This is a genomic window from Enterobacter sp. DTU_2021_1002640_1_SI_PRY_ASU_LCPMC_013, assembly GCF_032389435.1.
In the GTDB taxonomy this organism is placed as follows: domain Bacteria; phylum Pseudomonadota; class Gammaproteobacteria; order Enterobacterales; family Enterobacteriaceae; genus Enterobacter; species Enterobacter hormaechei_C.
Window position 1 is genome coordinate 896,738 of sequence record NZ_CP135594.1, and the last position, 22,095, is coordinate 918,832.

Genomic DNA, 22,095 nt, shown 5'->3' on the forward strand with positions numbered 1-22,095 from the left:
ACAGAATTTGCCTGGCGGCTTTAGCGCGGTGGTCCCACCTGACCCCATGCCGAACTCAGAAGTGAAACGCCGTAGCGCCGATGGTAGTGTGGGGTCTCCCCATGTGAGAGTAGGGAACTGCCAGGCATCAAATTAAGTAGTAAGCCGGTGCATTAATCCGGTGGTTACAGAAGTATTCGGTGGAGCGGTAGTTCAGTCGGTTAGAATACCTGCCTGTCACGCAGGGGGTCGCGGGTTCGAGTCCCGTCCGTTCCGCCACTTATTAAAAGCCCTGAGCGTTAGCTCAGGGCTTTTTTCTTATCTGTCGTTTGATTGTTGCGAAATTAGCAAAAATCCTCTGCGTTTCACGATCTTTTTCGTCATAACAACTACAGCGATAATTCTCCTCAGTTTATGAACATAACGATTGAGGAATCATATGACTATCCCTGCACTGGGTCTGGGCACTTTCCGCCTGAAAGACGATGTTGTTATTGCATCTGTTAAAACCGCACTCGAGTTGGGCTATCGTGCTATTGATACGGCGCAGATTTATGATAACGAAGCTGCCGTAGGCCAGGCCATCGAAGAGAGTGGCGTACCGCGCGACGAACTTTTCATCACCACTAAAATCTGGATTGAGAATCTCAGCCAAGACAAGCTGATCCCAAGCCTGAAGGAAAGTCTGAGAAAGCTGCGTACTGACTATGTTGATCTGACGCTGATCCACTGGCCATCACCTGACGATGCCGTCTCTGTGGAGGAGTTCATGCAGGCGCTGCTGGAAGCGAAAGAGCAGGGCCTAACGCGTGAAATTGGCATCTCTAACTTCACCATCCCGTTGATGGAAAGGGCGATTGCCGCAGTGGGTAAAGAGAATATTGCCACCAACCAGGTTGAACTCTCTCCTTACCTGCAAAACCGCAAAGTCGTGGACTGGGCGAAACAGCATGGTATTCACATCACCTCGTACATGACGCTGGCATATGGTAAGGCGCTGAAAGATGAAGTGATTGCACGCATCGCTGAAAAACACAATGCGACAGCCGCACAGGTGATCCTGGCATGGGCGATGGGTGAGGGCTATGCCGTGATCCCGTCTTCAACCAAACGTGAAAACCTGGCAAGTAACCTGTTAGCGCGGGATCTCCAGCTTGATGATGAAGATAAAAACGCGATCGCTGCACTGGAATGCAACGATCGTCTGGTCAGCCCGGAAGGGTTAGCACCAGACTGGGATTAATAAAAGCCCTTCCTCTGTACCCTTAAACCCTCACACAGCTCCTCCGGGAGCTGTTTTTATATGTTCGCTAAGGAAGTCGATAAAAGCGCGTATGCGCGTACTTACCGCTCTGTCACTGTAATACACTGCGCTAAAAGGCATCTCTACAGGTAAGCGTTTGTCAGCCATCAGTTCTACAAGCTGACCCGCAGCTATTTCCTTATCAATCATATAGTCTGATAAACAGGCGATCCCATTTCCTTCAAGACAAAGCTGTTTCAGCGTTTCTCCGCTATTAGACGAAAGTCCGCAGGTGATCTCATGAAGTTGTCCGTCATGACAGGCCACGGGCCAGGTGTTCAGCGAGACAGGTTCCGTAAAGCCCAGGCACAGGTGCTGCTTCAGCTCCTCAACGGCCTCCGGTTTGCCATGCTCTGCAATATATTGCGGTGATGCGATAATTTTGCGGTAGCTGGTGAACAGTGGGCGAGCGCGTAAACTTGAATCCGTCAGGGTTCCCGCGCGGATCGCCACATCAACTTTACGCTCAATCAGGTTAATAAACGTCTCTGAAGAGACCAGAGACAGGGTCATCTCCGGGTAACGCTCCCGGAATGGCTTGATTAACGGCATCAGAAAATGAAGCACGACCGGCGTCGCCGCATCAATGCGTAGCAATCCACGCGGAGTGCTACGCGACTCCATTATTTCCGTCTCAGCTGCCGCCATCTCCTGCAAAACGGATTGCACGCGGCGAAAATAACGTTCACCTTCTTCCGTCAGGCTGAGCTGCCGCGTTGTTCTGTTGAGCAGACTCACCCCGAGCTTCATCTCCAGCTTTTTCACCGAGCGGCTGATGGCGGAGTTCGCCTGCCCGAGCTGTTCGGCCGCACGGCTGAAGCTGCCGCTTTCAACAACGGCAACAAAGATAGTCAGTTCTTCCGATGTGGCTTTCATTATTGCATCATCCGCAAAATTCTATTGAGATTCTAACCATTTTTGTTATTTAAACACTGGCGCATACTGCCTGTCATCTTAATCCTGAAGAGACGGAGTATTTATGCCACTGGCGCTTCTTGCCCTGACGATCAGTGCCTTCGCAATTGGCACGACCGAATTTGTTATTGTAGGACTTGTTCCTACCATTGCTGATCAACTCGCCATTTCGCTGCCTTCTGCCGGACTGCTGGTATCTATTTACGCGTTAGGCGTCGCTGTTGGGGCGCCTGTGCTGACCGCACTGACTGGACGCTTTCCACGTAAACAACTGTTAGTTGCCCTGATGGTGCTCTTCACCGCCGGCAATATTCTGGCGTGGCAGGCACCGGACTACACCACGCTGGTCATTGCCCGTTTGCTGACTGGCCTCGCGCACGGTGTCTTCTTCTCCATCGGTTCCACGATTGCAACCAGCCTGGTGCCAAAAGAGAAAGCGGCGTCAGCCATTGCGATTATGTTTGGCGGCTTAACCGTCGCGCTGGTCACCGGCGTGCCGTCAGGAACGTTTATTGGGCAACATTTTGGCTGGCGAGAAACCTTCCTCGCGGTATCGCTGTTGGGCGTAATTGCTCTGGTAGCCAGCCTGCTGCTGGTGCCCTCCAGTATTTCGGGGCGCGCGAGCGCCAGCCTGAGCGATCAGGTTAAGGTTCTGACACACCCGCGCCTGCTGCTGATCTATGCCGTTACGGCTCTGGGTTATGGAGGTGTGTTCACTGCGTTCACTTTCCTTGCACCGATGATGCAGGAACTGGCTGGTTTTTCTCCGGGCGCAGTGAGCTGGATTTTACTGGGCTACGGTATCTCCGTCGCAATCGGCAATATCTGGGGCGGCAAGCTTGCAGATAAGCATGGTGCGGTACCGGCGCTAAAATTTATCTTCGCCGCGCTGGTTGTCCTGCTGATGATTTTCCAGTTCACCGCGTCGATACAATACGCCGCGCTGGTAACTGTGTTGGTTATGGGAATATTCGCGTTTGGTAACGTACCGGGATTGCAGGTCTATGTTGTACAGAAAGCCGAACGCTATACGCCCAATGCGGTGGATGTCGCATCCGGCCTGAATATCGCCGCATTCAATATTGGTATCGCACTCGGATCGGTTATCGGCGGGCAGACGGTTGAACACGTTGGATTAACCCAAACGCCATGGATTGGTGCGGTAATTGTGCTTGTCGCTTTCCTGCTTATTGGTCTGAGTGGACGGCTTGATAAACCCGCTCGCGTCGCGCTTGGATAAGTATCAGTAAGTGCTTGCTTACAAAACTGGAAAGCGGTTTCTCAGTAATTGCGTTGAAAGTGTGACCTAAAATCCCTATAACATTAGAACCAGTCCGTTTTCCGGGCTGGTTCATGTTACAGAGGTCGTTTCCAAAAGTGCGAAAAAATACCTATGCCATGCGTTATGTTGCCGGAATGCCCGCGGAGAGGATCTTGCCTCCGGGGTCGTTTGCGAGCCTGGGTCAGGCATTACCAGCGGGCACGCCATTAAGCAGTGACGAAAAAATTCGCGTACTGGTGTGGAACATCTTTAAACAACAGCGTGCGGAGTGGTTATCCGTACTTAAAAATTTTGGTAAAGATGCGCATCTGGTGCTGTTACAGGAGGCGCAAACCACGCCTGAGCTGGTCAGGTTTGCAACGACAAACTATCTTGCAGCCGATCAGGTGCCTGCCTTTGTCCTGCCACAGCATCCTTCTGGGGTGATGACCCTTTCAGCCGCACATCCGGTCTATTGCTGTCCGCTGCGTGAACGTGAGCCAATCCTGCGTCTGGCAAAATCGGCGCTGGTCACGGTCTATCCGTTGCCCGACACCCGTCTGCTGATGGTGGTAAACATTCATGCGGTGAACTTTAGCCTGGGTGTTGATGTGTACAGTAAGCAGTTACTACCCATTGGCGATCAGATTGCTCATCACAGTGGGCCGATCATTATGGCCGGGGACTTCAATGCCTGGAGCCGTCCACGTATGAACGCGTTGTATCGCTTCGCGCGTGAAATGTCGCTGCGTGAAGTTCGTTTTAACGATGACCAGCGCAAGAAAGCGTTTGGTCGTCCTCTCGATTTTGTCTTCTATCGGGGTTTAAGCGTGCACGACGCCTCCGTTCTGGTGACGCGCGCCTCCGATCATAATCCTCTACTAGTTGAATTCAGTCCCGGCAAACCTGATAAATAATGGTGCGTCAGGTCTGCCGTGGGGCAGGCCTGTGCGGGTGCTGCCCTTTATTTTTTAACCCATAAAAGGACAGCAACATGACAACAACACACTCCCATCATGACAACGTCGAAAAACAGTTTGGTTCTCAGGCAAGTGCCTACCTGAGCAGCGCCGTGCACGCCTCTGGCCGCGACCTGGTGCGTCTCGGCGAGCGGCTCGCCGCGTTTCCTGACGCGCACGTGCTGGACTTAGGCTGCGGGGCGGGGCACGCCAGTTTTACCGCCGCACAGCAGGTTGCTCAGGTGACGGCATATGACTTATCGAGCCAGATGCTGGATGTGGTTGCTGAAGCGGCGAAAGCGAAAGGGCTGAATAACGTCACGACGCGCCAGGGCTACGCTGAATCTTTACCCTTTGAGGATGCGTCGTTTGAGGTTGTGATTAGCCGTTACTCTGCACACCACTGGCATGATGTGGGGCAGGCATTACGGGAAGTGAAACGCGTGCTCAAACCGGGCGGAATCTTCATCATCATGGACGTGATGTCTCCCGGACATCCAGTACGAAATATCTGGCTCCAGACGGTTGAAGCGCTGCGTGATACCTCGCACGTGCAAAACTACTCCAGTGGAGAGTGGCTTACGTTTATCACCGAAGCCGGCTTGATTTCACGCTCATTGATAACCGACCGTTTGCCGCTGGAGTTCACATCATGGATTGCACGGATGCGCACACCCGAGGCATTGACTCAGGCGATCCGATTGTATCAGGAGAGCGCCTCTGCTGACGTGAAGGCGTACTTTGAACTGCATGACGATGGTTCGTTTACCAGCGACACCATTATGGCTGAAGCGCAAAAAGCGGGATAAATAAAAAAGGCACCGAGGGGAATCGGTGCCTTTTTAACAAGCGATCGTACTATCAGGAATCTGGCGTAGCGCTGTTTTTCACAAACAACGTCAGCTGGTCGCCAGGTTGCAGGTTGTCAGTATCGTTGTTCCAGCGCATCACATCTTTGATGTTTACGCCGTGACGCTTAGCAATACTGGACAGCGAGTCGCCTTTACGTACGCGATAGGTAATGCTATCGCTGTTTTTAGCGAGACGCTGTGCGCTGCTACCTGCACCTACGGTCAGCGTTTGACCCACTTTCAGACCAGATCCGCGCAGATTATTCCACTGCTGGAGATCTTTCGCATTCACGCCAAGACGTGATGCAATACCTGAAAGCGTATCACCTGAACGCACCTTATAGCTGCGGCTGCTTACAGGCGACGTATCAGCGATCAGCGTGGACTGAACGGCTGCAATTTCACCCGAAGCTAAAGACTCTCGTAACTGTTCCGCATGTTTCTGCGGAACCATCACATAGCCAGGGCCACTAGCGCCCAGCGTGGAGCCTTTAACACCTGCATTAAAGGTTTTAAGCTTACTTACCGACATACCCGTCATATCGGCAACCTGTTGAATATCAACCGGGCTGCTGAGGCGGACACGCGCCAGTGCACGACTTTCGTCTGGTGTTGGCAGTTGTACACCGTAACGTTTGCTGTTCTTGAGAATATCGCCCAGTGCCAGCATTTTCGGTACGTAAATCTTTGTTTCCTGTGGCAGTGAGAGCGACCAGAAGTCTGTGGATTTTCCACGCGCTTTATTCGCTTTCATTGCCTTCAGTACACGACCTTCACCACTGTTATACGCCGCGACGGTCAATAACCAGTCGCCGTCAAACATCTTGTTCAGACGTTGCATCATGTCGAGAGCGGCTGTCGTTGAAGCGACAACATCACGACGCGCATCGTAGTTGCGGGTCTGCTTTAAACCATAATTTCGCCCTGTGCTCGGAATGATCTGCCAGATGCCTGCTGCATTGGCGCCAGACGTCGCGTGCGGGTCAAAAGCGCTCTCCACTATGGGTAGTAGTACCAGTTCCATAGGCATGTTACGTTTCTTAACTTGCCCGGCTATCCAGTACATATACGGCTCTGCCCGTAATGTTACATCGTGGAGATAGCTCTTATTTCTCAAATACTTCTGTTTCTGTTCGCGAATCCGGCTGTTTTCCGGAATTCCCATCTTTAGCTCGTCGCCAATAGAGGCCCACAAGTCTTGTTCCTGCGCGAAGGATGTCCCATCGTCCAACCATCGCGCCTGACTCGTAAACTTCCCTGCTTCCCCTTGACCAGCCGCAGAAAGGCTCTGTGCGTGCTGTTGTACGTTGCTGCCGTTTTGTGACTGGCAACCTACAAGCAGGACAGAGGCGAGTAATATCGCTTTTGCCTTCATGTGTGTGTCAATAGTTGCTTAAAAGACGAGCGATGATAACGGCGAAATTTTGAAAAGGCAACCCGCAATTATCTGAAGTTATCTTTCTTTGACCTTAACCATGCAAATCGCGCTTCAGGTTGTAACAAATTTGTTTCTTGATTAATTTTACTAATTAAATCAACATCATCAGTTCTTAAAAATAAATTTATTTGTCGCTCATTTTTCAGAATTACGGGGAGTGTTTTTTGGTTTTTTGCACGTAACTCCTTCACTTTCTGGTAATAATCCTGAATCGCCCGATCCTCAGGCAGCACGCTTGCAGCAAACTTCATATTCCCTAATGTATACTCATGTGCGCAACAAATTACGGTGTCGGCTGGCAGCGCATTAATTTTTTGTAAAGATTGATACATCTGTTCTGGCGTGCCTTCAAACAGCCTTCCACAGCCGCCAGAAAACAGCGTGTCGCCACAAAACAGATAAGGTTTGCTGTAGAAACAGAGATGACCGGAAGTGTGACCTGGCGTGGCAAATACGGAAAACTCCCACCCGAGGATGAGGATACTTTCGCCTTCTTCAACAACTTGCGTCGTACCCTTATCCTGTGTCTCCGCTGGTCCGTAGACGGGAATATGGGGATAGCGCGCAAGGAGATCGGGAACACCGCCGACATGATCGTGATGGTGATGGGTAAGGAGGATCGCTTCAGGCTGCCAGTCGTTTTCTTTTATCGCGTGCAGGATCGGTGCGGATTCGCCTGGATCAACAATGATGCATCTGCGATCGTCGTCGACTAAAACCCAGATGTAATTGTCCTGAAAGGCGGAAATACTGATAAGATTCATGCATTACCTCTTATAGCGTGGCGGGTGTTTTGATGAAACCGGCAAGGATACCTCAGACTGTCGCACCACCGGAACGTTGGGCAGAGTTGCCCTGGGGTGAATATTATCGCGAGGCCTTAGAACTTCAGCTTAAACCCTGGCTCGCGAAAATGTATGGTTTTCACCTGCTTAAGATTGGCAATCTGAGCGCAGAAATCAATACCGAAAGCTGCGCTATCTCGCATCAGGTCAGCGTATCGCTTAATGGCTCCCCGGTTCAGGTGAAAGCGGATCCGCTGCATTTGCCGTTTGCGGAAAAATCCATTGATGCCTGTCTGCTCGCCCACACGCTGCCCTGGTGCAGCGATCCCCATCGTCTGCTGCGGGAAGCCGACCGCGTTTTGATTGATGACGGCTGGCTGATCCTGAGCGGTTTTAATCCGCTGAGTCTGATGGGGCTACGTAAGCTGACGCCCGTTCTGCGTCGCACGCCGCCTTATAACAGCAGGATGTTTACCATGATGCGCCAGCTGGACTGGCTTTCACTGTTAAATTTCGAAGTGCTGAGCTACGGGGGTTTTCAGGTCATCCCCTGGACGCGTAAAGGCGGGGTCTTATTAAGCACCCATTTACCCGCGCTGGGCTGCATGCAATTTATTGTCGCGCGTAAGAGGACGATCCCCCTTACGCTCAACCCGATGAAGCAAAGCAAATCAAAAACGCGGATCCGCCAGACCGTGGGGGCCACGCGGCAGTACAAAAAACCATGATCAGGATTCAGGTTGATAACCTGCATCCTCATGGGTTGGGTTGGATGCCGCCGCGCGAGCCAGCTCGTCACAGCGTTCGTTTTCAGGGTGACCGGCGTGCCCCTTTACCCACTCCCATTTGATTTCGTGCTGACCGAGGGCGGCATCAAGACGCTTCCAGAGATCGACATTCTTGACGGGTTTTTTCTCTGCCGTTTTCCAGCCGCGTTTTTTCCAGTTGTGGATCCATTGGGTAATACCCTGGCGGACATACTGGCTGTCGGTACTCAGCACCACGTCACAATGTTCTTTTAACGCTTCCAGCGCCACGATGGCCGCCATTAGCTCCATGCGGTTGTTGGTGGTCAGGAAATAGCCTTCACTAAATGTTTTTTCATGCTGGCGATAGCGCATAATGGCGCCATAGCCGCCGGGCCCTGGGTTACCGAGACAAGATCCATCGGTGAAAATTTCTACCTGTTTACGCATCTCTGGTAGACTTCCTGTATTTGAAACGTTCAGTAAAACGATAAGTCTGACATAAATGACCGCTATGAGCACTGCAATTACTCGCCAGATTGTTCTTGATACCGAAACCACCGGTATGAACCAGATTGGCGCCCACTACGAAGGGCACAAAATCATTGAGATTGGTGCCGTTGAAGTGGTGAACCGTCGCCTTACGGGCAACAACTTCCACGTTTACCTCAAACCCGATCGGCTGGTGGACCCGGAAGCGTTCGGCGTTCACGGAATTGCCGATGAGTTTTTGCTGGATAAGCCCACCTTTGCCGACGTCGCAGATGAATTTCTCGACTACATCAGAGGTGCGGAACTTGTCATTCATAACGCGTCGTTCGATATCGGCTTTATGGACTATGAGTTCAGCAAGCTCAACCGTGATATTCCGAAGACGAATACGTTCTGTAAAGTCACGGATAGCCTGGCGCTGGCAAGGAAGATGTTCCCCGGCAAGCGTAACAGCCTTGATGCCCTGTGCTCTCGCTATGAGATAGACAACACCAAGCGAACGCTGCACGGCGCGTTGCTCGATGCCCAGATCCTGGCCGATGTCTACCTGACCATGACCGGCGGGCAAACGTCGATGAAATTCAGTATGGAAAATGAATCCCAGCAGACGCGGGATGAAGGGGGAATTCAGCGTATTGTGCGTCAGGCGAATCGCCTGCGGGTTGTTTTAGCCAGTGATGAAGAACTGATGAACCATGAATCTCGTCTCGATTTAGTGCAGAAGAAGGGCGGAAGCTGTTTGTGGCGCACGTGAAAATGTGCCGAAACGTTTGTTAAATCACCGTTTGGGTGAATTTTGCAGCAAACGATTCAAAACCTGAGAAAAAGCGTTGACGAGTTCAGAGGCAAACCGTAATATTCGCCTCGTTCCCCAAACGGGAACAGTGGAGCGGTAGTTCAGTCGGTTAGAATACCTGCCTGTCACGCAGGGGGTCGCGGGTTCGAGTCCCGTCCGTTCCGCCACTATTCAGAAAGCCTGAGTCAGAAATGATTCAGGCTTTCGTCGTTTTATCGTCCCTCGAATATTGTTCATTCCTCTTTTTATTTTTATTAACAAAAAGTTAATAAATGCAGTGCATTTTATTAACAATTGCACGATTTTAGTGCGTTGTTTGCACTGTTTTTGTGCATTTTTTGCCCGCTCTCACCTCCGTGTCCATCTTCTTATGTAATAATTATGTAATATAATTGGTAAGAAATCATTCGGTTACCGATCATTTTTCAGAAAATTACCGAACCAATACGCTATTGGTTCGTTAATTGCTTAATCATTAGCACGTTAAGTTCTGCGTCATATCAATAACTTATTATTAATAAAAATAAAGCAATGATGAAAGCGAGCGAACCAATATGGAAAAGCCTTCACGGTTTTTAGCTAATTCCAGTACCGCGCTTGAGCAGCTGCGCGGGCTTATCAACCAGCACGAGTCAACACCAGGCATTCCGCTGCCCACTGAACGTGAGCTGTCGGACACTCTCGGCGTAGGCCGACGTGAAGTGCGTCGCGCGCTGGACGTGCTGGAAGAGGAAGGGCGTATCTGGCGCAAGCAGGGCAAGGGTACCTTTATTGGTCCATCTGCCCCGGTTGAGCCGTTGGCGCTTCAGGGATTGGTTCAGCAAACCAACCTGCTGGAAGTCATGGAAGCTCGACTACAGCTCGAACCCGGCTTAGCCCGACTTGCGGCACTGCGTGCCACCAGGGAAAACCTCGCGCTCATGCAGCGTATGCTGGAACGCATTAATAAGGTCAGCCCGGATGACCGCGATCTCAACGAACTGTGGGATAGCGCCTTCCACCGCGCCATTGCGGAGGCAGCAGGTAACCGCCTGATGCTTGGGCTTTTTGATGCGATAGATGCCGTCCGCCGGGAGCCTGGCTGGCAGCATTTACGCGAACTTGCCCGCACCCCTGAACGTGTCGATAGCTACAACGACCACCATCACAAAATCATGTCAGCGATTATTCATCGCCAGCCTAATGAAGCAGCTGCCGCCATGCGCGAACACCTGCTCAGCCTGCAAACCGCCCTGATTCAGGCTATCCACCTTGAGGACGATTCCACGCTATGACGACGATACCCTTTAAGGACTCCACGCCCGTACTGCGGCTGCAAAACCTCAACGTTAAATTCGCAGGCTCGCCGGTGAGCGTGCTCGAAGATATCTCGCTGACGGTCAGGGCGGGAGAAACGCTGGCGCTGGTAGGCGAGTCCGGCTGCGGTAAAAGCATCACTTCCCTGGCGCTGATGGGGTTATTACCTGCCAGCGCCCGGGTCGTCAGCGGGGAGATGAATTTCCGCCGCCAGGATCTGCGCAAGCTCTCGCCGCGGGAGTATGCCGATCTGCGCGGCAGCGAGCTGGCGATGATATTCCAGGAGCCCATGACCTCGCTCAACCCGGCCTTCACGCTTGGCGATCAGCTCAGTGAAGCGGTGATGCGCCATCAAACGATCTCCCGGGCTGAGGCGATGACGGTTGCGCTACAGATCCTGGAGAAGGTGCAGATCCCGGCCGCAGAGATGCGCCTTAAGGCTTACCCGCATCAGCTTTCCGGCGGTATGCGCCAGCGCGTGATGATTGCGATGGCGCTGATAAACCATCCCAAACTACTCATTGCTGACGAACCCACTACTGCTCTGGACGTGACCATTCAGGCGCAAATTCTCTCCCTGCTCAATACCTTAAAAGAAGAAACGGGCACGGCGGTGCTGATGATCACCCACGATTTAGGCGTGGTGGCCGAAGTCGCGCAGCAGGTGGCGGTGATGTATGCCGGACAGGTAGTGGAGCAGGGGAGTGTTGAAGCCCTGTTTGCCGATCCGCAGCACCCCTATACCATTGGCCTAATGGGTTCCCTTCCTTCTATGGGCGCGCGTAAAGGCCAGCTATCAACTATTCCCGGATCGGTCCCGCTGCCGGAATCCATGCCTCAAGGCTGCCGCTTTGCCACCCGATGTCCCTTCGCGCAGACGCGCTGTCATGCTGAAAAACCACCGCTCACTACGCTCGGTACGGGCCATCAGGTTGCCTGCTTCCGCGTGCCGCTCGAACACCACATTGCCCTGGGAGAGACCGCATGACTATGCCCATTCTTGAAGCCCGCGATCTGAGCAAGCTTTTCCCCGGCCCGAAAAAACTGTTTACGCCGGCCCGCTTTGTCACCGCTGTCGACCGAGTTTCGATGTCGGTGATGCCTGGCGAAACGCTGGCAATTGTCGGCGAGTCGGGTTCCGGGAAATCCACCCTTGGTCGTCTGCTGCTGCGCCTGCTGGGCGCCAGCGAAGGGCGGGTATTTTATCAGGGTGAGGAGATCACCCACGCCTCGGGCGCCCGTCTGAACCAGCTCCGGCGTGAGCTACAGATCATCTTTCAGGATCCCTTCGCTTCGCTGAACCCGCGCATGACGGTGGAGCAAATTGTCGGTGAGCCGCTGTGGCTGCATCAGAACATGAAAAAAACGGATCGCCAGTACCGCGTCTCCGAGCTACTCAGGACGGTCGGCTTGCCCGCGGCCTGGGCCGGGCGTTATCCACACGAATTTTCCGGCGGGCAGCGTCAGCGTATCGGCATTGCGCGCGCGCTGGCGTCAGGCCCAAAGCTGCTGCTGGGTGATGAGCCGGTTTCTGCGCTGGACGTTTCCGTGCAGGCACAGGTGGTTAATTTACTGGAAAGCCTGAAGCACCAGTTGGGGCTAACGATGGTGATCGTCGCCCACGGGCTGGCGGTTATCCGTCATATGAGCGACCGCGTGGCGGTAATGTATCTTGGGCAAATCGTCGAGCTGGCCACCGTCGACGACATCTTCGACGCACCGTTGCATCCTTATACCCAGGCGTTGATTGCCTCAGCGCCGCAAATGCAGCCAGGCGTAGCGCGGGATACGCCGCTGTTGCAGGGTGATTTACCGAACCCGGCTAACCCGCCGTCCGGCTGCCGTTTCCACACCCGTTGCCCCTACGTTACAGATGAATGCCGCCAGATCGAGCCGATTAATCAGGTGCTCGACGGCGGACGTCAGGTTGCTTGCCATCGCTGGCAGGAGATCAATCGCGATCGCAGCGTTATCCAGATCGCACCGCCATCCGCCGCTTTTCTGCGCCGCCGCGCGCTGTTTGAACACGCGGCCACTCACTCCTCCCTTCCTTCAAGGAACTCATGATAATGACAATGCGTAATTCTCTTTTGACCGTACTGGGAAGTGTTATGTTGCTTGGCGCGGCGCTGCCCGCCCATTCTGAAAGCGTGCTGCGGATCGGCCTGGGGGCCGACCCGGATATGCTCGACCCGCATCTGGCGCGCACCTACTATGGCCGTTTCGTGTTTGCCTCTCTCTGCGACAGGCTGGTGGACGTTGATGAGCATTTAAAGGTGGTGCCGGGGCTGGCAAAAGACTGGGCCTGGAGCGAAGACGGTAAAACCCTGACGCTCAACCTGCGTGAAGGCGTGACCTTCCACGACGGTGAAAAATTTGATGCGGTGGCGGCAAAGTACAACCTCGACCGCGCCCTGACCTTAAAAGGCTCCCTGCGTAAAAGTGAAATCTCGTCCGTAGAGTCCGTGGAAGTTACTGGCCCGATGCAGATCGCCCTGCACCTGAAGACCCCCGATGCCGCGCTGCTGATGCAGCTCACTGACCGCGCCGGGGCGATGATGGCTCCGGAAGCGGCGAAAAAGCCCGACTTTGCCGCCCATCCGGTCTGCTCTGGCCCCTATAAGTTCGACAGCCGCGTCTCGCAGGACCGCATCGTTCTGACCCGCTTCGACAACTACTGGAACAAAGACGCCTACCACTTCGACAAAATCATCTATCTGCCGATCCCGGATGCCTCCGTGCGTCTCGCGAACCTGCGCGCGGGCGATCTCGACCTGACCGAAGGCATTGCCGCCAGCGACGTCAAAACCGTCGAAGCCGACAGCAAGCTGGCGCTGGCGAAGGTCACCGGTCTGGGCTATCAGGGGATCACCTTTAATATTAACAACGGCAAGGTGCCGGCCAACGATCCGTTCAAAGATGCCCGCGTGCGCGAGGCATTTTCTCAGGCAATCGATCGCGATGCCTTAAACCAGGTGGTCTTTGAAGGGCTCTACACCCCGGCAAATCAGGCGTTTTCACCGGTCAGCCCGTACCACGTTAACCTGCCGGTCCCGCCGCGCGACGTCGATAAAGCCAAAGCGCTGCTGAAAGCTGCCGGTGTGACCACGCCGCTGAGCGTCAATCTGCTGGTGCCGAACAACCCAACCTCGCAGCAGGTGGGACAGGTATTGCAGGCGATGGTGGCAGAGGCGGGCTTTAACCTGAACCTGCAAATGACCGAGTTCGCCACGCTGCTGGATCGCCAGCAGAGCGGTGACTACCAGTTGAGCTTCTCCGGCTGGTCGGGGCGCCCGGATCCGGACGGCAGCATTTACGGCTTTATCAACAGTAAAGGCACCCTGAACGACGGTCGCTACAGCAACGCGCAGATCGATGAATGGCTGACTCAGGCGCGTCAGAGCACCGACCAGGCCGCACGCCAGCCGCTGTACGACAAGGTGGTGAAGCAGCTCCAGACCGACATGCCGATTGCCTACCTCTACTTCGAGCCGCGCATTTTTGGACTGAACAAGAACGTGCAGGGCTTTAAGCCGTACCCGGACGGCATCGTGCGTCTGGCCGGTTTGACGCTGGCAAAATAAACGTCCTGAGGAGAACCCATGCTGGAACTGATTTGCAAACGTCTGCTGCTGGCCGTCCCGACGCTATTGCTGGTGAGCATGATGGTGTTCGGACTGCAAAAGCTGCTGCCCGGCGACCCGCTGATCGCCATGGCCGGGGAGGAGCGCGATCCGGCGGTCATTGCCCAGCTGCGTGCTGAGCTTAATCTGGATGCGCCGATCCCCGTGCAGTATTTCCATTGGCTGACGCGCGCGCTGCAGGGCGATCTGGGCGTCTCCTTGCGCACGCATGAACCGGTCACGCAGCTGATTGCCAGCAAGCTGCCGGTCACGCTGGAGCTCTCTCTGCTGGCGATGATCATCGCGCTGGTGTTTGGCATCAGCATGGGGATCCTTGCGGCGGTGAATAAAAACAGCTGGGTGGATCACGGGGCGAACTTTGTGGCGATCTCGGGGATATCAATTCCGCACTTCTGGCTGGGGATCCTGCTGATTCTGGTCTTTTCGGTGAACTTGCAATGGTTACCTGCGTCCGGTTATGTGCCATTCAGTGAAGATCCGATCCAGAACCTGCGCACGCTGCTGCTGCCCGCGTCCGTGCTCGGAACCGGACTGGCGGCGACGCTGATGCGCCATACCCGTGCGTCGATGATTGCGGTGCTGAAAGCGGATTACATCCGCACCGCGCGCGCGAAGGGGCTGCTGCCGAAAGCAGTGATCCTGAAGCACGCCTTTCGCAACGCGCTAGTGCCTGTAATCACCCTCACCACGCTGCTGTTCGGCGAGCTACTGGGCGGCGCGGTGCTGACCGAGCAGGTCTTCACCATTCCGGGCTTTGGCAAAATGATCGTCGACTCGGTGTTCAATCGTGACTATGCGGTGGTGCAGGGCGTGGTGCTGATCGTGGCGATCGGCTTCCTGATGCTCAATCTGCTGGCCGACGTGCTCTACGTCCTTATCAACCCGAAAATGCGAGGTTAACCATGGCGGAACTGACGACGCAAACCGTTTCCCCCACGCTGCCGCGCGCGCAGAACCGGGTGCTGAAGAAATTTCTCGGCAATAAAAGCGCGGTGATTGGCGCGCTTGTGGTGGGTTTTTTTGTCCTGGTGGCGCTGCTGGCGCCGTGGATAGCCCCCTTCGACCCGGTCAAAGCCAACTTCCTGGCGGTGCGCAAAGCGCCGTCGGCGATGTACTGGTTCGGCACCGACGAGCTGGGGCGTGACATCTTATCCCGCATTATTTGGGGGGCGCGCACCTCGCTGATGGCGGGCTGTATGTCGGTCATTATTGCCGTGGTCATCGGCGTGCCGCTGGGGCTGGTGGCGGGCTACTTCCAGAAGATGTGGGACGGCGTCATCTCACGCTTCATTGAGGCGCTGCTGGCCTGTCCATTCCTGATCATGGCGATCGCGCTGGGGGCATTTTTAGGCCCAAGCCTGACGAATGCGATGATCGCCATTGGTCTCTCGGCAATGCCGATCTTCGCCCGGCTGACGCGCGGCCAGGTGATCGCCATTCGCAACGAAGAGTATATCGACGGCGCGCGGGCGATTGGCCTGCCGGATCGCTGGATCATCATTAAATACGTCCTGCCAAACGTGATGTCGCCGATCCTCGTGCAGGCCACGCTGGCGATCGCCTCGGCGATTATCGCCGAAGCCAGCCTGTCGTTTTTGGGGCTGGGACAGCAGCCGCCAAATCCGTCCTGGGGCTCCATGCTCAACACCGCGAAAGGGTTTCTGGAGCAGGCTCCGTGGATGTCCGTTTTCCCCGGCGTGGCGATTTTCCTTGCCGTGCAGGGCTTTAATCTACTCGGCGACGGGCTGCGCGATGCGCTCGATCCGCGCCACGACTAAGGAGTCATGATGACCAAAGCGCTTGATTTTACGTCCGGTTACGATTCACGCCGTCCGCCGATGCTGGGCCATAACGCGGTTGCCACGTCGCAGCCGCTGGCGGCGCAGGCGGGGATGAAGATGCTGCAACTGGGCGGCAATGCCGTCGATGCAGCCATTGCCACCGCGATGGCGCTGACGGTGGTTGAGCCGACCGGCAACGGGATCGGCAGCGACGCCTTTGCCATCGTCTGGGACGGTGAAAAGCTTCACGGCCTCAACGCATCAGGCCGCTCGCCGGCCAGCTGGCATGCGGATCTGTTTGCCGGAAAAAGCGCAGTGCCGGAAATTGGCTGGGACGCGGTGACCGTGCCGGGAGCGGTATCCGGCTGGGTCGCGCTGGCGGAGCGCTTCGGCACGCTGCCGCTGACCACGCTGGCGCAGCCTGCCATTGACTACGCGCGCAACGGCTTTCCCGTCTCGCCGCTGATTGGTCATCTCTGGCAGCGAGGCTATAGCAAGCTGAAAGATCAGCCGGGCTTCAGCGCCTGCTTCGCGCCGGAAGGCCGCGCCCCGCGCGTGGGGGAAATCTTCCGTAACCCGGCGCAGGCGAACTCGCTGGAGCTGATTGCGAAAACCAACGGCGACGCGTTTTACCGCGGCGAGCTGGCGCAGAAAATTGCCGCCTTTGCCAAAGAACACGGTGCGCATCTGACGGCAGAGGATCTGGCAAACCACCGCGTGGACTGGGTAGACCTGCTGTCGCGCGACTTCGCGGGCGGTTCGGTGCAGGAGCTGCCGCCTAACGGTCAGGGGATCGCCACGCTGATTGCGCTGGGTATTCTTGAGCAGTGCGGCATTGAGAAGCATCACCCGGATTCCGTGCAGTCTCTTCATCTCTCCATCGAGGCGATGAAGCTGGCGCTGGCGGATCTCGACCGCTACGTTGCGGATGAAGAACATATGGCGTTCGCGGCGAAAGAACTGCTGAGCGACCATTACCTGAAGTCGCGCGCCGCGCTTATCAACCACGATAAAGCTTCTGATTTTGTGTATGGATCGCCGACGCAGAGCGGGACGGTTTACGTCAGCACCGCGGATGCGAGTGGGATGATGGTCTCGTTTATTCAGTCCAACTATATGGGATTCGGTTCAGGGATCGTGGTGCCGGATACCGGGATCAGCCTGCAAAACCGGGGCTGCGGCTTTGTGCTGGATCCTGCGCACCCGAACGCGCTGGCGGGCAGCAAGCGCCCGTTCCACACCATCATTCCGGGATTTGCGATGGACGGCAGCGGCAAGCCGCTGATGTCCTTCGGCGTGATGGGCGGCCCGATGCAGGCTCAGGGTCACATGCAGATGGCGCTGCGCATTATGCTGCACGGGCAAAACCCGCAGGCGGCAATCGATGCCCCGCGCTGGCGCGTGGTGCAGGGCAGGGAGGTGATCGTCGAATCAACGTTCGATCGCAATACTATCGCGGCGCTGCGCGAGCGCGGGCATCAGATCGTGGTGGAAGATCCGCTTCAGGATTATAACTTCGGCGGTGCGCAGGTGATTTACCGTATGCCGGAAGGGCACTACGTGGCCGCGACGGAAAGCCGCAAAGACGGGCAGGCGCTGGTGAGTTAATTAACGCCCGGTGGCGCTGCGCTTACCGTGCCTACGCTGTGCTTTTTGTAGGCCGGGTAAGGCGCAGCCGTCACCCGGCTTTTTTTCAACCAATGCTAAACGGATCTGCATCCTGCCAGGCCGGAAATTTCTCCCGATACTCCTTTAACGTCGTTAACGAGATCTCAGCGTCAATTCGTGTTGCCTGATGCGGCTCGGCGGTGGCAATAATCTCACCCTGCGGACTTATCACCCGGCTGTCACCGCGATAGTGATGCCCGTTGCCGTCCGTTCCCACGCGGTTACAGCCAACGACATAAGCCTGATTTTCAATCGCGCGCGCGGTCAGTAAAGCCTGCCAGTGCAGGGAGCGTGGGGCGGGCCAGTTGGCGACGTACAACGCCAGGTCATAATCGTTGCGGTTGCGCGACCACACCGGGAAGCGCAGGTCATAGCAGACCAGCGGCAGAATACGCCAGCCGCGCCATTCAAATACCACGCGTTCGCTTCCGGCTTCATAATGTTGATGTTCATCCGCCATGCGGAACAGGTGGCGCTTATCGTAGAAATGGACTTTTCCTTCCGGCTCGACCAGCAGGAAGCGGTTGACCGGTCCGCGCCCGGTCTGGAGTGCGACGCTACCGGCAATCAGCGCATTTGTTTCCTGCGCCCTGGCGTGCATCCAGGCCACCACCTCGTCCTGCGGCATGAACTGTTTTGCTGCCTCCATCGCGAAACCTGTGGTAAACATCTCCGGCAGGACAATCACATCGCGTCCGGTAATCTCTTCCAGCTGGCGATCAAAATGGCGAAGGTTGGCGGGGCCGTCCATCCACACTAAAGGTTGCTGCAAAACAGAAATCTTTAAACCAGGCACGATACAGGCTCCTTAATAAACACTTTTTGACACTGTAGCACGTCATTACCAGAAAATGTGTCAATAAAAAACCCCGCGCGGGGCGGGGTTTGTGGGAGCAAAAGGCCTTATGCCGCTTCAGGTTTGCGGTGCTTCTCTGGCAGCTTTACCGGCTGTGTCGCCAGCTCTTCAGGTTCGAAATCATCCACATTAATACTGCGCAGACGGCTCTCTTCGGCTTTCACCAGAATCGCAGCTTCGCTGTTGTCGATGATGCCACCCGCCAGCGCCTGTTTTGCCAGCTCATCCAGTCGTGTAAACGGCAGGTTTTTGCCCAGCTGTTTGCAGATCTTCTGGTGAATCGGGTCGGCGGCCATCACGTCAAGCAGCGCCTCTTCCAGCAAACCTACCGGGTTATGGGGGGTAGGTGCCAGATATTGACCCCGACCAATACGAGAGCGGGTTGCGCTTGGTACCTGGAGGATTTTTGCCACTTTGTGATCCAGCTTGTCGGACGGCGCCAGGTGATGACGACCGGTCGGGAAGATCACCGCGCGCAGGGCACCCGCCACGAAGCGGTTCGGGAAGTTCGCCAGCAGATCGTCAATCGCCTGTTCGGCCTGATACATCGCATCCTGAACGCCCCAGTGCACCAGCGGCAGATCCGCTTCCTGACGGCCTTCATCGTCGTAGCGTTTCAGCACCGCAGAGGCCAGGAAGATCTGGCTCAGCACATCACCCAGACGGGCGGAGATGCGTTCGCGACGCTTCAGGCTACCGCCCAGCACCGCCATGGAAACGTCAGACAGCAGAGCCAGGTTGGCGCTCAGACGGTTCAGATGCTGGTAGTAACGTTTGGTCGCATCGCCGGTTGGCGTCGCGCTGGTCAGCCCGCGCGTCAGGCCCAGCCAGAAGCTGCGCACCTTGTTACTGCCGACGTGACCGATATGTTTGAACAGCAGCTTGTCGAAGGCATCCACATCATTATTCTGCGCGGCAGCCATCTCTTCCAGCACGTACGGATGGCAGCGAATCGCACCCTGGCCGAAGATCATCATGCTGCGGGTCAGGATGTTTGCCCCTTCCACGGTGATGGCAATCGGCGCACCCTGATAGCCGCGCGCCAGGAAGTTGCCTTCGCCGAGCATGATACCTTTACCGCCTGCGATATCCATTGCATCAATAATTGACTGCTGTGCGCGGTGGGTACAGTGATACTTCACAATCGCCGACAGCACGGCGGGTTTTTCGCCCAGCATAATGCCGTAGGTAATCAGCGAGGCTGCGGCGTCCATCACATAGGCATTGCCCGCAATACGCGCCAGCGGCTCTTCGATACCTTCCATCTTGCCGATGGAGATTTTGAACTGACGGCGGATGTGCGCGTACGCACCAATCCCCATCGCTACCGACTTCAGACCGCCGGTTGAGTTCGACGGCAGGGTAATGCCGCGGCCCACTGACAGACATTCCACCAGCATACGCCAGCCCTGACCGGCCATTTTCGGACCGCCGATGATGTAGTCAATCGGCACGAAGATATCCTGGCCGCGGGTTGGACCGTTCTGGAACGGCACGTTCAGCGGGAAGTGACGACGACCAATTTCAACGCCTGGGGTAGAGGTTGGGATCAGCGCACAGGTAATGCCCAGATCTTCATCGCCGCCCAGCAGTTTTTCCGGGTCAGAGAGCTTAAAGGCCAGACCCAGTACGGTGGCGATAGGCGCCAGGGTGATATAACGCTTGTTCCAGGTCAGGCGCATGCCAAGCACCTGTTCACCCTGCCATTCGCCCATGCAGACCACGCCGGTATCCGGGATCGCGCCTGCATCGGAGCCCGCCTCCGGGCTGGTCAGCGCGAAGCACGGAATTTCCTGACCACGCGCCAGACGCGGCAGGTAGTGATCTTTCTGCTCTTCCGTACCGTAATGCTGTAACAGCTCGCCCGGGCCTAAGGAGTTTGGCACGCCAACGGTGATCGCCAGGATCCCGGAGACACCCGCCAGTTTTTGCAGCACCCGAGCCTGAGCGTAAGCGGAGAATTCCAGACCGCCGTACTCTTTCTTAATGATCATCGCGAAGAAGCGATGCTCTTTCAGGTATGCCCACAGCTCAGGCGGCAGGTCGGCCATTTCGTGAGTGATAGCAAAGTCGTTTGCCATGCGGCACGCTTCTTCTACCGGACCATCAATAAAGGCTTGTTCTTCGGCGGTCAGACGCGGCTGCGGATAGTTGTGAAGCTTTTTCCAGTCCGGGTTGCCCTGGAACAGATCGCCTTCCCACCAGGTCGTACCGGCGTCAATCGCTTCTTTCTCTGTACGCGACATCGGCGGCATCACTTTACGGAATCCCCTGAACACCGGCGCAGAGATCATCGACTTACGCATCGGCGTCAGGTTGAACGGCAGCAAAATGATGGCCAGGGGAACAAGGACCCAGATATTCCACAGGCCAGCGACGCCAAGTGCAGCCGTCCAGGCCAGAAGAATCAGGCTACTCAGGAATAAACTGACACGGTGATAGAACAACACACCGAGCAGCACAACGGTTGCGAAAATGCTCAAAATCATCATAAAGAAAAGCTCCCTTGCTTGTAGGAGGTCTGACCACTTGTGATGATATGGTTGTAGTTGATGTCATTTCCTTTAGCAATGTGTTTACAAAATAATTACAACCTGGTTCACATTGTTCGCGTTTTAGCCGGCACAAAAAATCAAAACGCCGGACGATTCGCATGGCTTTAGCTTCTCGCTTTTACTGCTATCCGGTACACTCCACTGTGTTATTTCATCAATACTGAAGGATTATCCTCATGTACCAGGATCTTATTCGTAACGAACTGAACGAAGCGGCGGAAACGCTGGCGAATTTTCTGAAAGATGATGCCAATATTCACGCTATTCAGCGCGCGGCGGTCCTGCTGGCCGACAGCTTCAAAGCCGGCGGTAAAGTGCTCTCCTGCGGTAACGGCGGTTCCCACTGTGACGCCATGCACTTCGCCGAAGAGCTGACCGGACGCTATCGCGAAAACCGTCCGGGCTACCCGGCGATAGCGATTTCCGACGTGAGCCACATCTCCTGTGTAGGCAACGACTTCGGTTACGACCATATCTTTTCCCGCTACGTTGAAGCCGTAGGCCGTGAAGGCGACGTACTGCTGGGTATCTCCACGTCCGGTAACTCCGCTAACGTGATCAAAGCGATCGCCGCCGCGCGTGAGAAGGGCATGAAAGTGATCACCCTGACCGGGAAAGATGGCGGTAAGATGGACGGTACAGCGGACATTGAAATCCGTGTACCACACTTCGGTTATGCGGATCGCGTTCAGGAAATTCACATCAAAGTGATCCACATCCTGATCCAACTGATCGAAAAAGAGATGGTTAAGTAAGACTTCGCTGGGGGC

20 protein-coding genes, 2 tRNA genes and 1 rRNA gene are annotated in these 22,095 nt (G+C 55.4%); 17 read left to right on the forward strand and 6 right to left on the reverse strand.

Translation table 11 applies throughout. The features are described from left to right. Window positions 1-10 precede the first annotated feature (10 nt). From rrf to dkgB, 3 genes are all read left to right on the forward strand, one after another. Window positions 11-126, forward strand: a 5S ribosomal RNA gene (gene rrf / locus RS584_RS04255). A 55-nt stretch (window positions 127-181) separates the two neighbouring features. Continuing rightward, window positions 182-258: transfer RNA gene (locus tag RS584_RS04260), tRNA-Asp, on the forward strand. A gap of 160 nt (window positions 259-418) precedes the next feature. Beyond that, a complete protein-coding gene (dkgB, locus tag RS584_RS04265; RefSeq protein WP_315748984.1) occupies window positions 419-1,222 on the forward strand; it encodes a 2,5-didehydrogluconate reductase DkgB in 804 nt (267 codons plus the stop codon). 30 nt (window positions 1,223-1,252) lie between these two features. Here the strand turns inward: dkgB and yafC are convergent, their stop codons facing one another. Then, on the reverse strand, window positions 1,253-2,158 hold the full coding sequence (gene yafC / locus RS584_RS04270) for a DNA-binding transcriptional regulator YafC (protein ID WP_315748985.1): 906 nt from the start codon (window positions 2,156-2,158) through the stop codon (window positions 1,253-1,255). Window positions 2,159-2,261: 103 nt separating this feature from the next. Here yafC and RS584_RS04275 point away from each other — a divergent pair, with 103 nt between their 5' ends. From RS584_RS04275 to RS584_RS04285, 3 genes are all read left to right on the forward strand, one after another. Then, window positions 2,262-3,437, forward strand: coding sequence for an MFS transporter (locus RS584_RS04275; RefSeq protein ID WP_315748986.1), 1,176 nt, complete (start codon window positions 2,262-2,264; stop codon window positions 3,435-3,437). Window positions 3,438-3,574: 137 nt separating this feature from the next. Beyond that, entirely contained in the window at window positions 3,575-4,375 is an 801-nt protein-coding gene (locus tag RS584_RS04280; protein WP_026080641.1) for an endonuclease/exonuclease/phosphatase family protein, read from the forward strand. A gap of 77 nt (window positions 4,376-4,452) precedes the next feature. Continuing rightward, the gene (locus RS584_RS04285) at window positions 4,453-5,226 is read left to right on the forward strand and encodes a class I SAM-dependent methyltransferase (RefSeq protein ID WP_015571390.1); all 774 of its coding nucleotides are present in this window, start codon (window positions 4,453-4,455) and stop codon (window positions 5,224-5,226) included. 52 nt (window positions 5,227-5,278) lie between these two features. Here RS584_RS04285 and mltD read toward each other — a convergent pair whose 3' ends face one another. Both mltD and gloB read right to left on the reverse strand, forming a co-directional pair. After that, a complete protein-coding gene (gene mltD / locus RS584_RS04290; protein ID WP_032671409.1) occupies window positions 5,279-6,643 on the reverse strand; it encodes a murein transglycosylase D in 1,365 nt (454 codons plus the stop codon). Between the two features lie 68 nt (window positions 6,644-6,711). Further along, window positions 6,712-7,470 carry a hydroxyacylglutathione hydrolase gene (gene gloB / locus RS584_RS04295; protein WP_315748987.1) on the reverse strand — a complete coding sequence of 253 codons (759 nt, stop codon included), beginning with the start codon at window positions 7,468-7,470 and terminating at the stop codon, window positions 6,712-6,714. 32 nt (window positions 7,471-7,502) lie between these two features. On the opposite strand from gloB, the gene RS584_RS04300 reads away from it, so the two are divergent. Continuing rightward, window positions 7,503-8,219, forward strand: a complete 717-nt coding sequence (locus tag RS584_RS04300; protein ID WP_017383714.1) for a class I SAM-dependent methyltransferase — start codon at window positions 7,503-7,505, stop codon at window positions 8,217-8,219. Here RS584_RS04300 and rnhA read toward each other — a convergent pair whose 3' ends face one another. Further along, complete coding sequence (gene rnhA, locus RS584_RS04305) at window positions 8,220-8,798, reverse strand: ribonuclease HI (protein WP_160840538.1); 579 nt, start codon at window positions 8,796-8,798, stop codon at window positions 8,220-8,222. Here rnhA and dnaQ point away from each other — a divergent pair. From dnaQ to RS584_RS04350, 9 genes are all read left to right on the forward strand, one after another. After that, window positions 8,752-9,483 (forward strand): DNA polymerase III subunit epsilon, encoded by a 732-nt coding sequence (gene dnaQ, locus RS584_RS04310; RefSeq protein WP_003863237.1) that lies wholly within the window; start codon window positions 8,752-8,754, stop codon window positions 9,481-9,483. The two genes, rnhA and dnaQ, sit on opposite strands and share 47 nt — an antisense overlap. Window positions 9,484-9,615: 132 nt before the next feature. Further along, window positions 9,616-9,692: transfer RNA gene (locus RS584_RS04315), tRNA-Asp, on the forward strand. A 387-nt stretch (window positions 9,693-10,079) separates the two neighbouring features. Next, window positions 10,080-10,799, forward strand: a complete 720-nt coding sequence (locus tag RS584_RS04320) for a FadR/GntR family transcriptional regulator (RefSeq protein ID WP_015571386.1) — start codon at window positions 10,080-10,082, stop codon at window positions 10,797-10,799. Further along, window positions 10,796-11,809, forward strand: coding sequence for an ABC transporter ATP-binding protein (locus RS584_RS04325; RefSeq protein WP_315748988.1), 1,014 nt, complete (start codon window positions 10,796-10,798; stop codon window positions 11,807-11,809). The genes RS584_RS04320 and RS584_RS04325 overlap by 4 nt, the downstream gene beginning before the upstream one ends. Then, entirely contained in the window at window positions 11,806-12,888 is a 1,083-nt protein-coding gene (locus RS584_RS04330; protein ID WP_032652644.1) for an ABC transporter ATP-binding protein, read from the forward strand. Before RS584_RS04325 ends, RS584_RS04330 begins: the two co-directional genes overlap by 4 nt. Before the next feature lie 2 nt (window positions 12,889-12,890). Continuing rightward, window positions 12,891-14,405: an ABC transporter substrate-binding protein gene (locus RS584_RS04335; protein WP_315748989.1), complete on the forward strand. Its 1,515-nt coding sequence runs from the start codon at window positions 12,891-12,893 to the stop codon at window positions 14,403-14,405. 18 nt (window positions 14,406-14,423) lie between these two features. After that, a complete protein-coding gene (locus tag RS584_RS04340) occupies window positions 14,424-15,365 on the forward strand; it encodes an ABC transporter permease (RefSeq protein ID WP_015571382.1) in 942 nt (313 codons plus the stop codon). Window positions 15,366-15,367: 2 nt separating this feature from the next. Next, window positions 15,368-16,243 carry an ABC transporter permease gene (locus RS584_RS04345; RefSeq protein ID WP_259385261.1) on the forward strand — a complete coding sequence of 292 codons (876 nt, stop codon included), beginning with the start codon at window positions 15,368-15,370 and terminating at the stop codon, window positions 16,241-16,243. A 9-nt stretch (window positions 16,244-16,252) separates the two neighbouring features. Then, window positions 16,253-17,854 carry a gamma-glutamyltransferase family protein gene (locus tag RS584_RS04350; protein WP_315749918.1) on the forward strand — a complete coding sequence of 534 codons (1,602 nt, stop codon included), beginning with the start codon at window positions 16,253-16,255 and terminating at the stop codon, window positions 17,852-17,854. An 85-nt stretch (window positions 17,855-17,939) separates the two neighbouring features. Here the strand turns inward: RS584_RS04350 and RS584_RS04355 are convergent, their stop codons facing one another. Continuing rightward, a complete protein-coding gene (locus tag RS584_RS04355) occupies window positions 17,940-18,710 on the reverse strand; it encodes an amidohydrolase (protein ID WP_315748990.1) in 771 nt (256 codons plus the stop codon). A 107-nt stretch (window positions 18,711-18,817) separates the two neighbouring features. Continuing rightward, on the reverse strand, window positions 18,818-21,262 hold the full coding sequence (gene fadE, locus RS584_RS04360; protein WP_315748991.1) for an acyl-CoA dehydrogenase FadE: 2,445 nt from the start codon (window positions 21,260-21,262) through the stop codon (window positions 18,818-18,820). Between the two features lie 239 nt (window positions 21,263-21,501). On the opposite strand from fadE, the gene lpcA reads away from it, so the two are divergent. Further along, entirely contained in the window at window positions 21,502-22,080 is a 579-nt protein-coding gene (gene lpcA, locus RS584_RS04365) for a D-sedoheptulose 7-phosphate isomerase (RefSeq protein WP_003863232.1), read from the forward strand. The last annotated feature ends 15 nt before the right edge of the window (window positions 22,081-22,095 follow it).

Coding starts and splice junctions, on each gene's coding strand:
- yafC (WP_315748985.1), bottom strand. CDS start 2,158: ATGAAAGCCACATCGGAAGAACTGACTATCTTTGTTGCCGTTGTTGAA.
- RS584_RS04300 (WP_017383714.1), top strand. CDS start 7,503: ATGAAACCGGCAAGGATACCTCAGACTGTCGCACCACCGGAACGTTGG.
- RS584_RS04345 (WP_259385261.1), top strand. CDS start 15,368: ATGGCGGAACTGACGACGCAAACCGTTTCCCCCACGCTGCCGCGCGCG.
- RS584_RS04335 (WP_315748989.1), top strand. CDS start 12,891: ATGACAATGCGTAATTCTCTTTTGACCGTACTGGGAAGTGTTATGTTG.
- RS584_RS04275 (WP_315748986.1), top strand. CDS start 2,262: ATGCCACTGGCGCTTCTTGCCCTGACGATCAGTGCCTTCGCAATTGGC.
- RS584_RS04320 (WP_015571386.1), top strand. CDS start 10,080: ATGGAAAAGCCTTCACGGTTTTTAGCTAATTCCAGTACCGCGCTTGAG.
- RS584_RS04325 (WP_315748988.1), top strand. CDS start 10,796: ATGACGACGATACCCTTTAAGGACTCCACGCCCGTACTGCGGCTGCAA.
- gloB (WP_315748987.1), bottom strand. CDS start 7,470: ATGAATCTTATCAGTATTTCCGCCTTTCAGGACAATTACATCTGGGTT.
- dnaQ (WP_003863237.1), top strand. CDS start 8,752: ATGAGCACTGCAATTACTCGCCAGATTGTTCTTGATACCGAAACCACC.
- dkgB (WP_315748984.1), top strand. CDS start 419: ATGACTATCCCTGCACTGGGTCTGGGCACTTTCCGCCTGAAAGACGAT.
- RS584_RS04285 (WP_015571390.1), top strand. CDS start 4,453: ATGACAACAACACACTCCCATCATGACAACGTCGAAAAACAGTTTGGT.
- mltD (WP_032671409.1), bottom strand. CDS start 6,643: ATGAAGGCAAAAGCGATATTACTCGCCTCTGTCCTGCTTGTAGGTTGC.
- lpcA (WP_003863232.1), top strand. CDS start 21,502: ATGTACCAGGATCTTATTCGTAACGAACTGAACGAAGCGGCGGAAACG.
- RS584_RS04350 (WP_315749918.1), top strand. CDS start 16,253: ATGACCAAAGCGCTTGATTTTACGTCCGGTTACGATTCACGCCGTCCG.
- RS584_RS04330 (WP_032652644.1), top strand. CDS start 11,806: ATGACTATGCCCATTCTTGAAGCCCGCGATCTGAGCAAGCTTTTCCCC.
- RS584_RS04340 (WP_015571382.1), top strand. CDS start 14,424: ATGCTGGAACTGATTTGCAAACGTCTGCTGCTGGCCGTCCCGACGCTA.
- fadE (WP_315748991.1), bottom strand. CDS start 21,262: ATGATGATTTTGAGCATTTTCGCAACCGTTGTGCTGCTCGGTGTGTTG.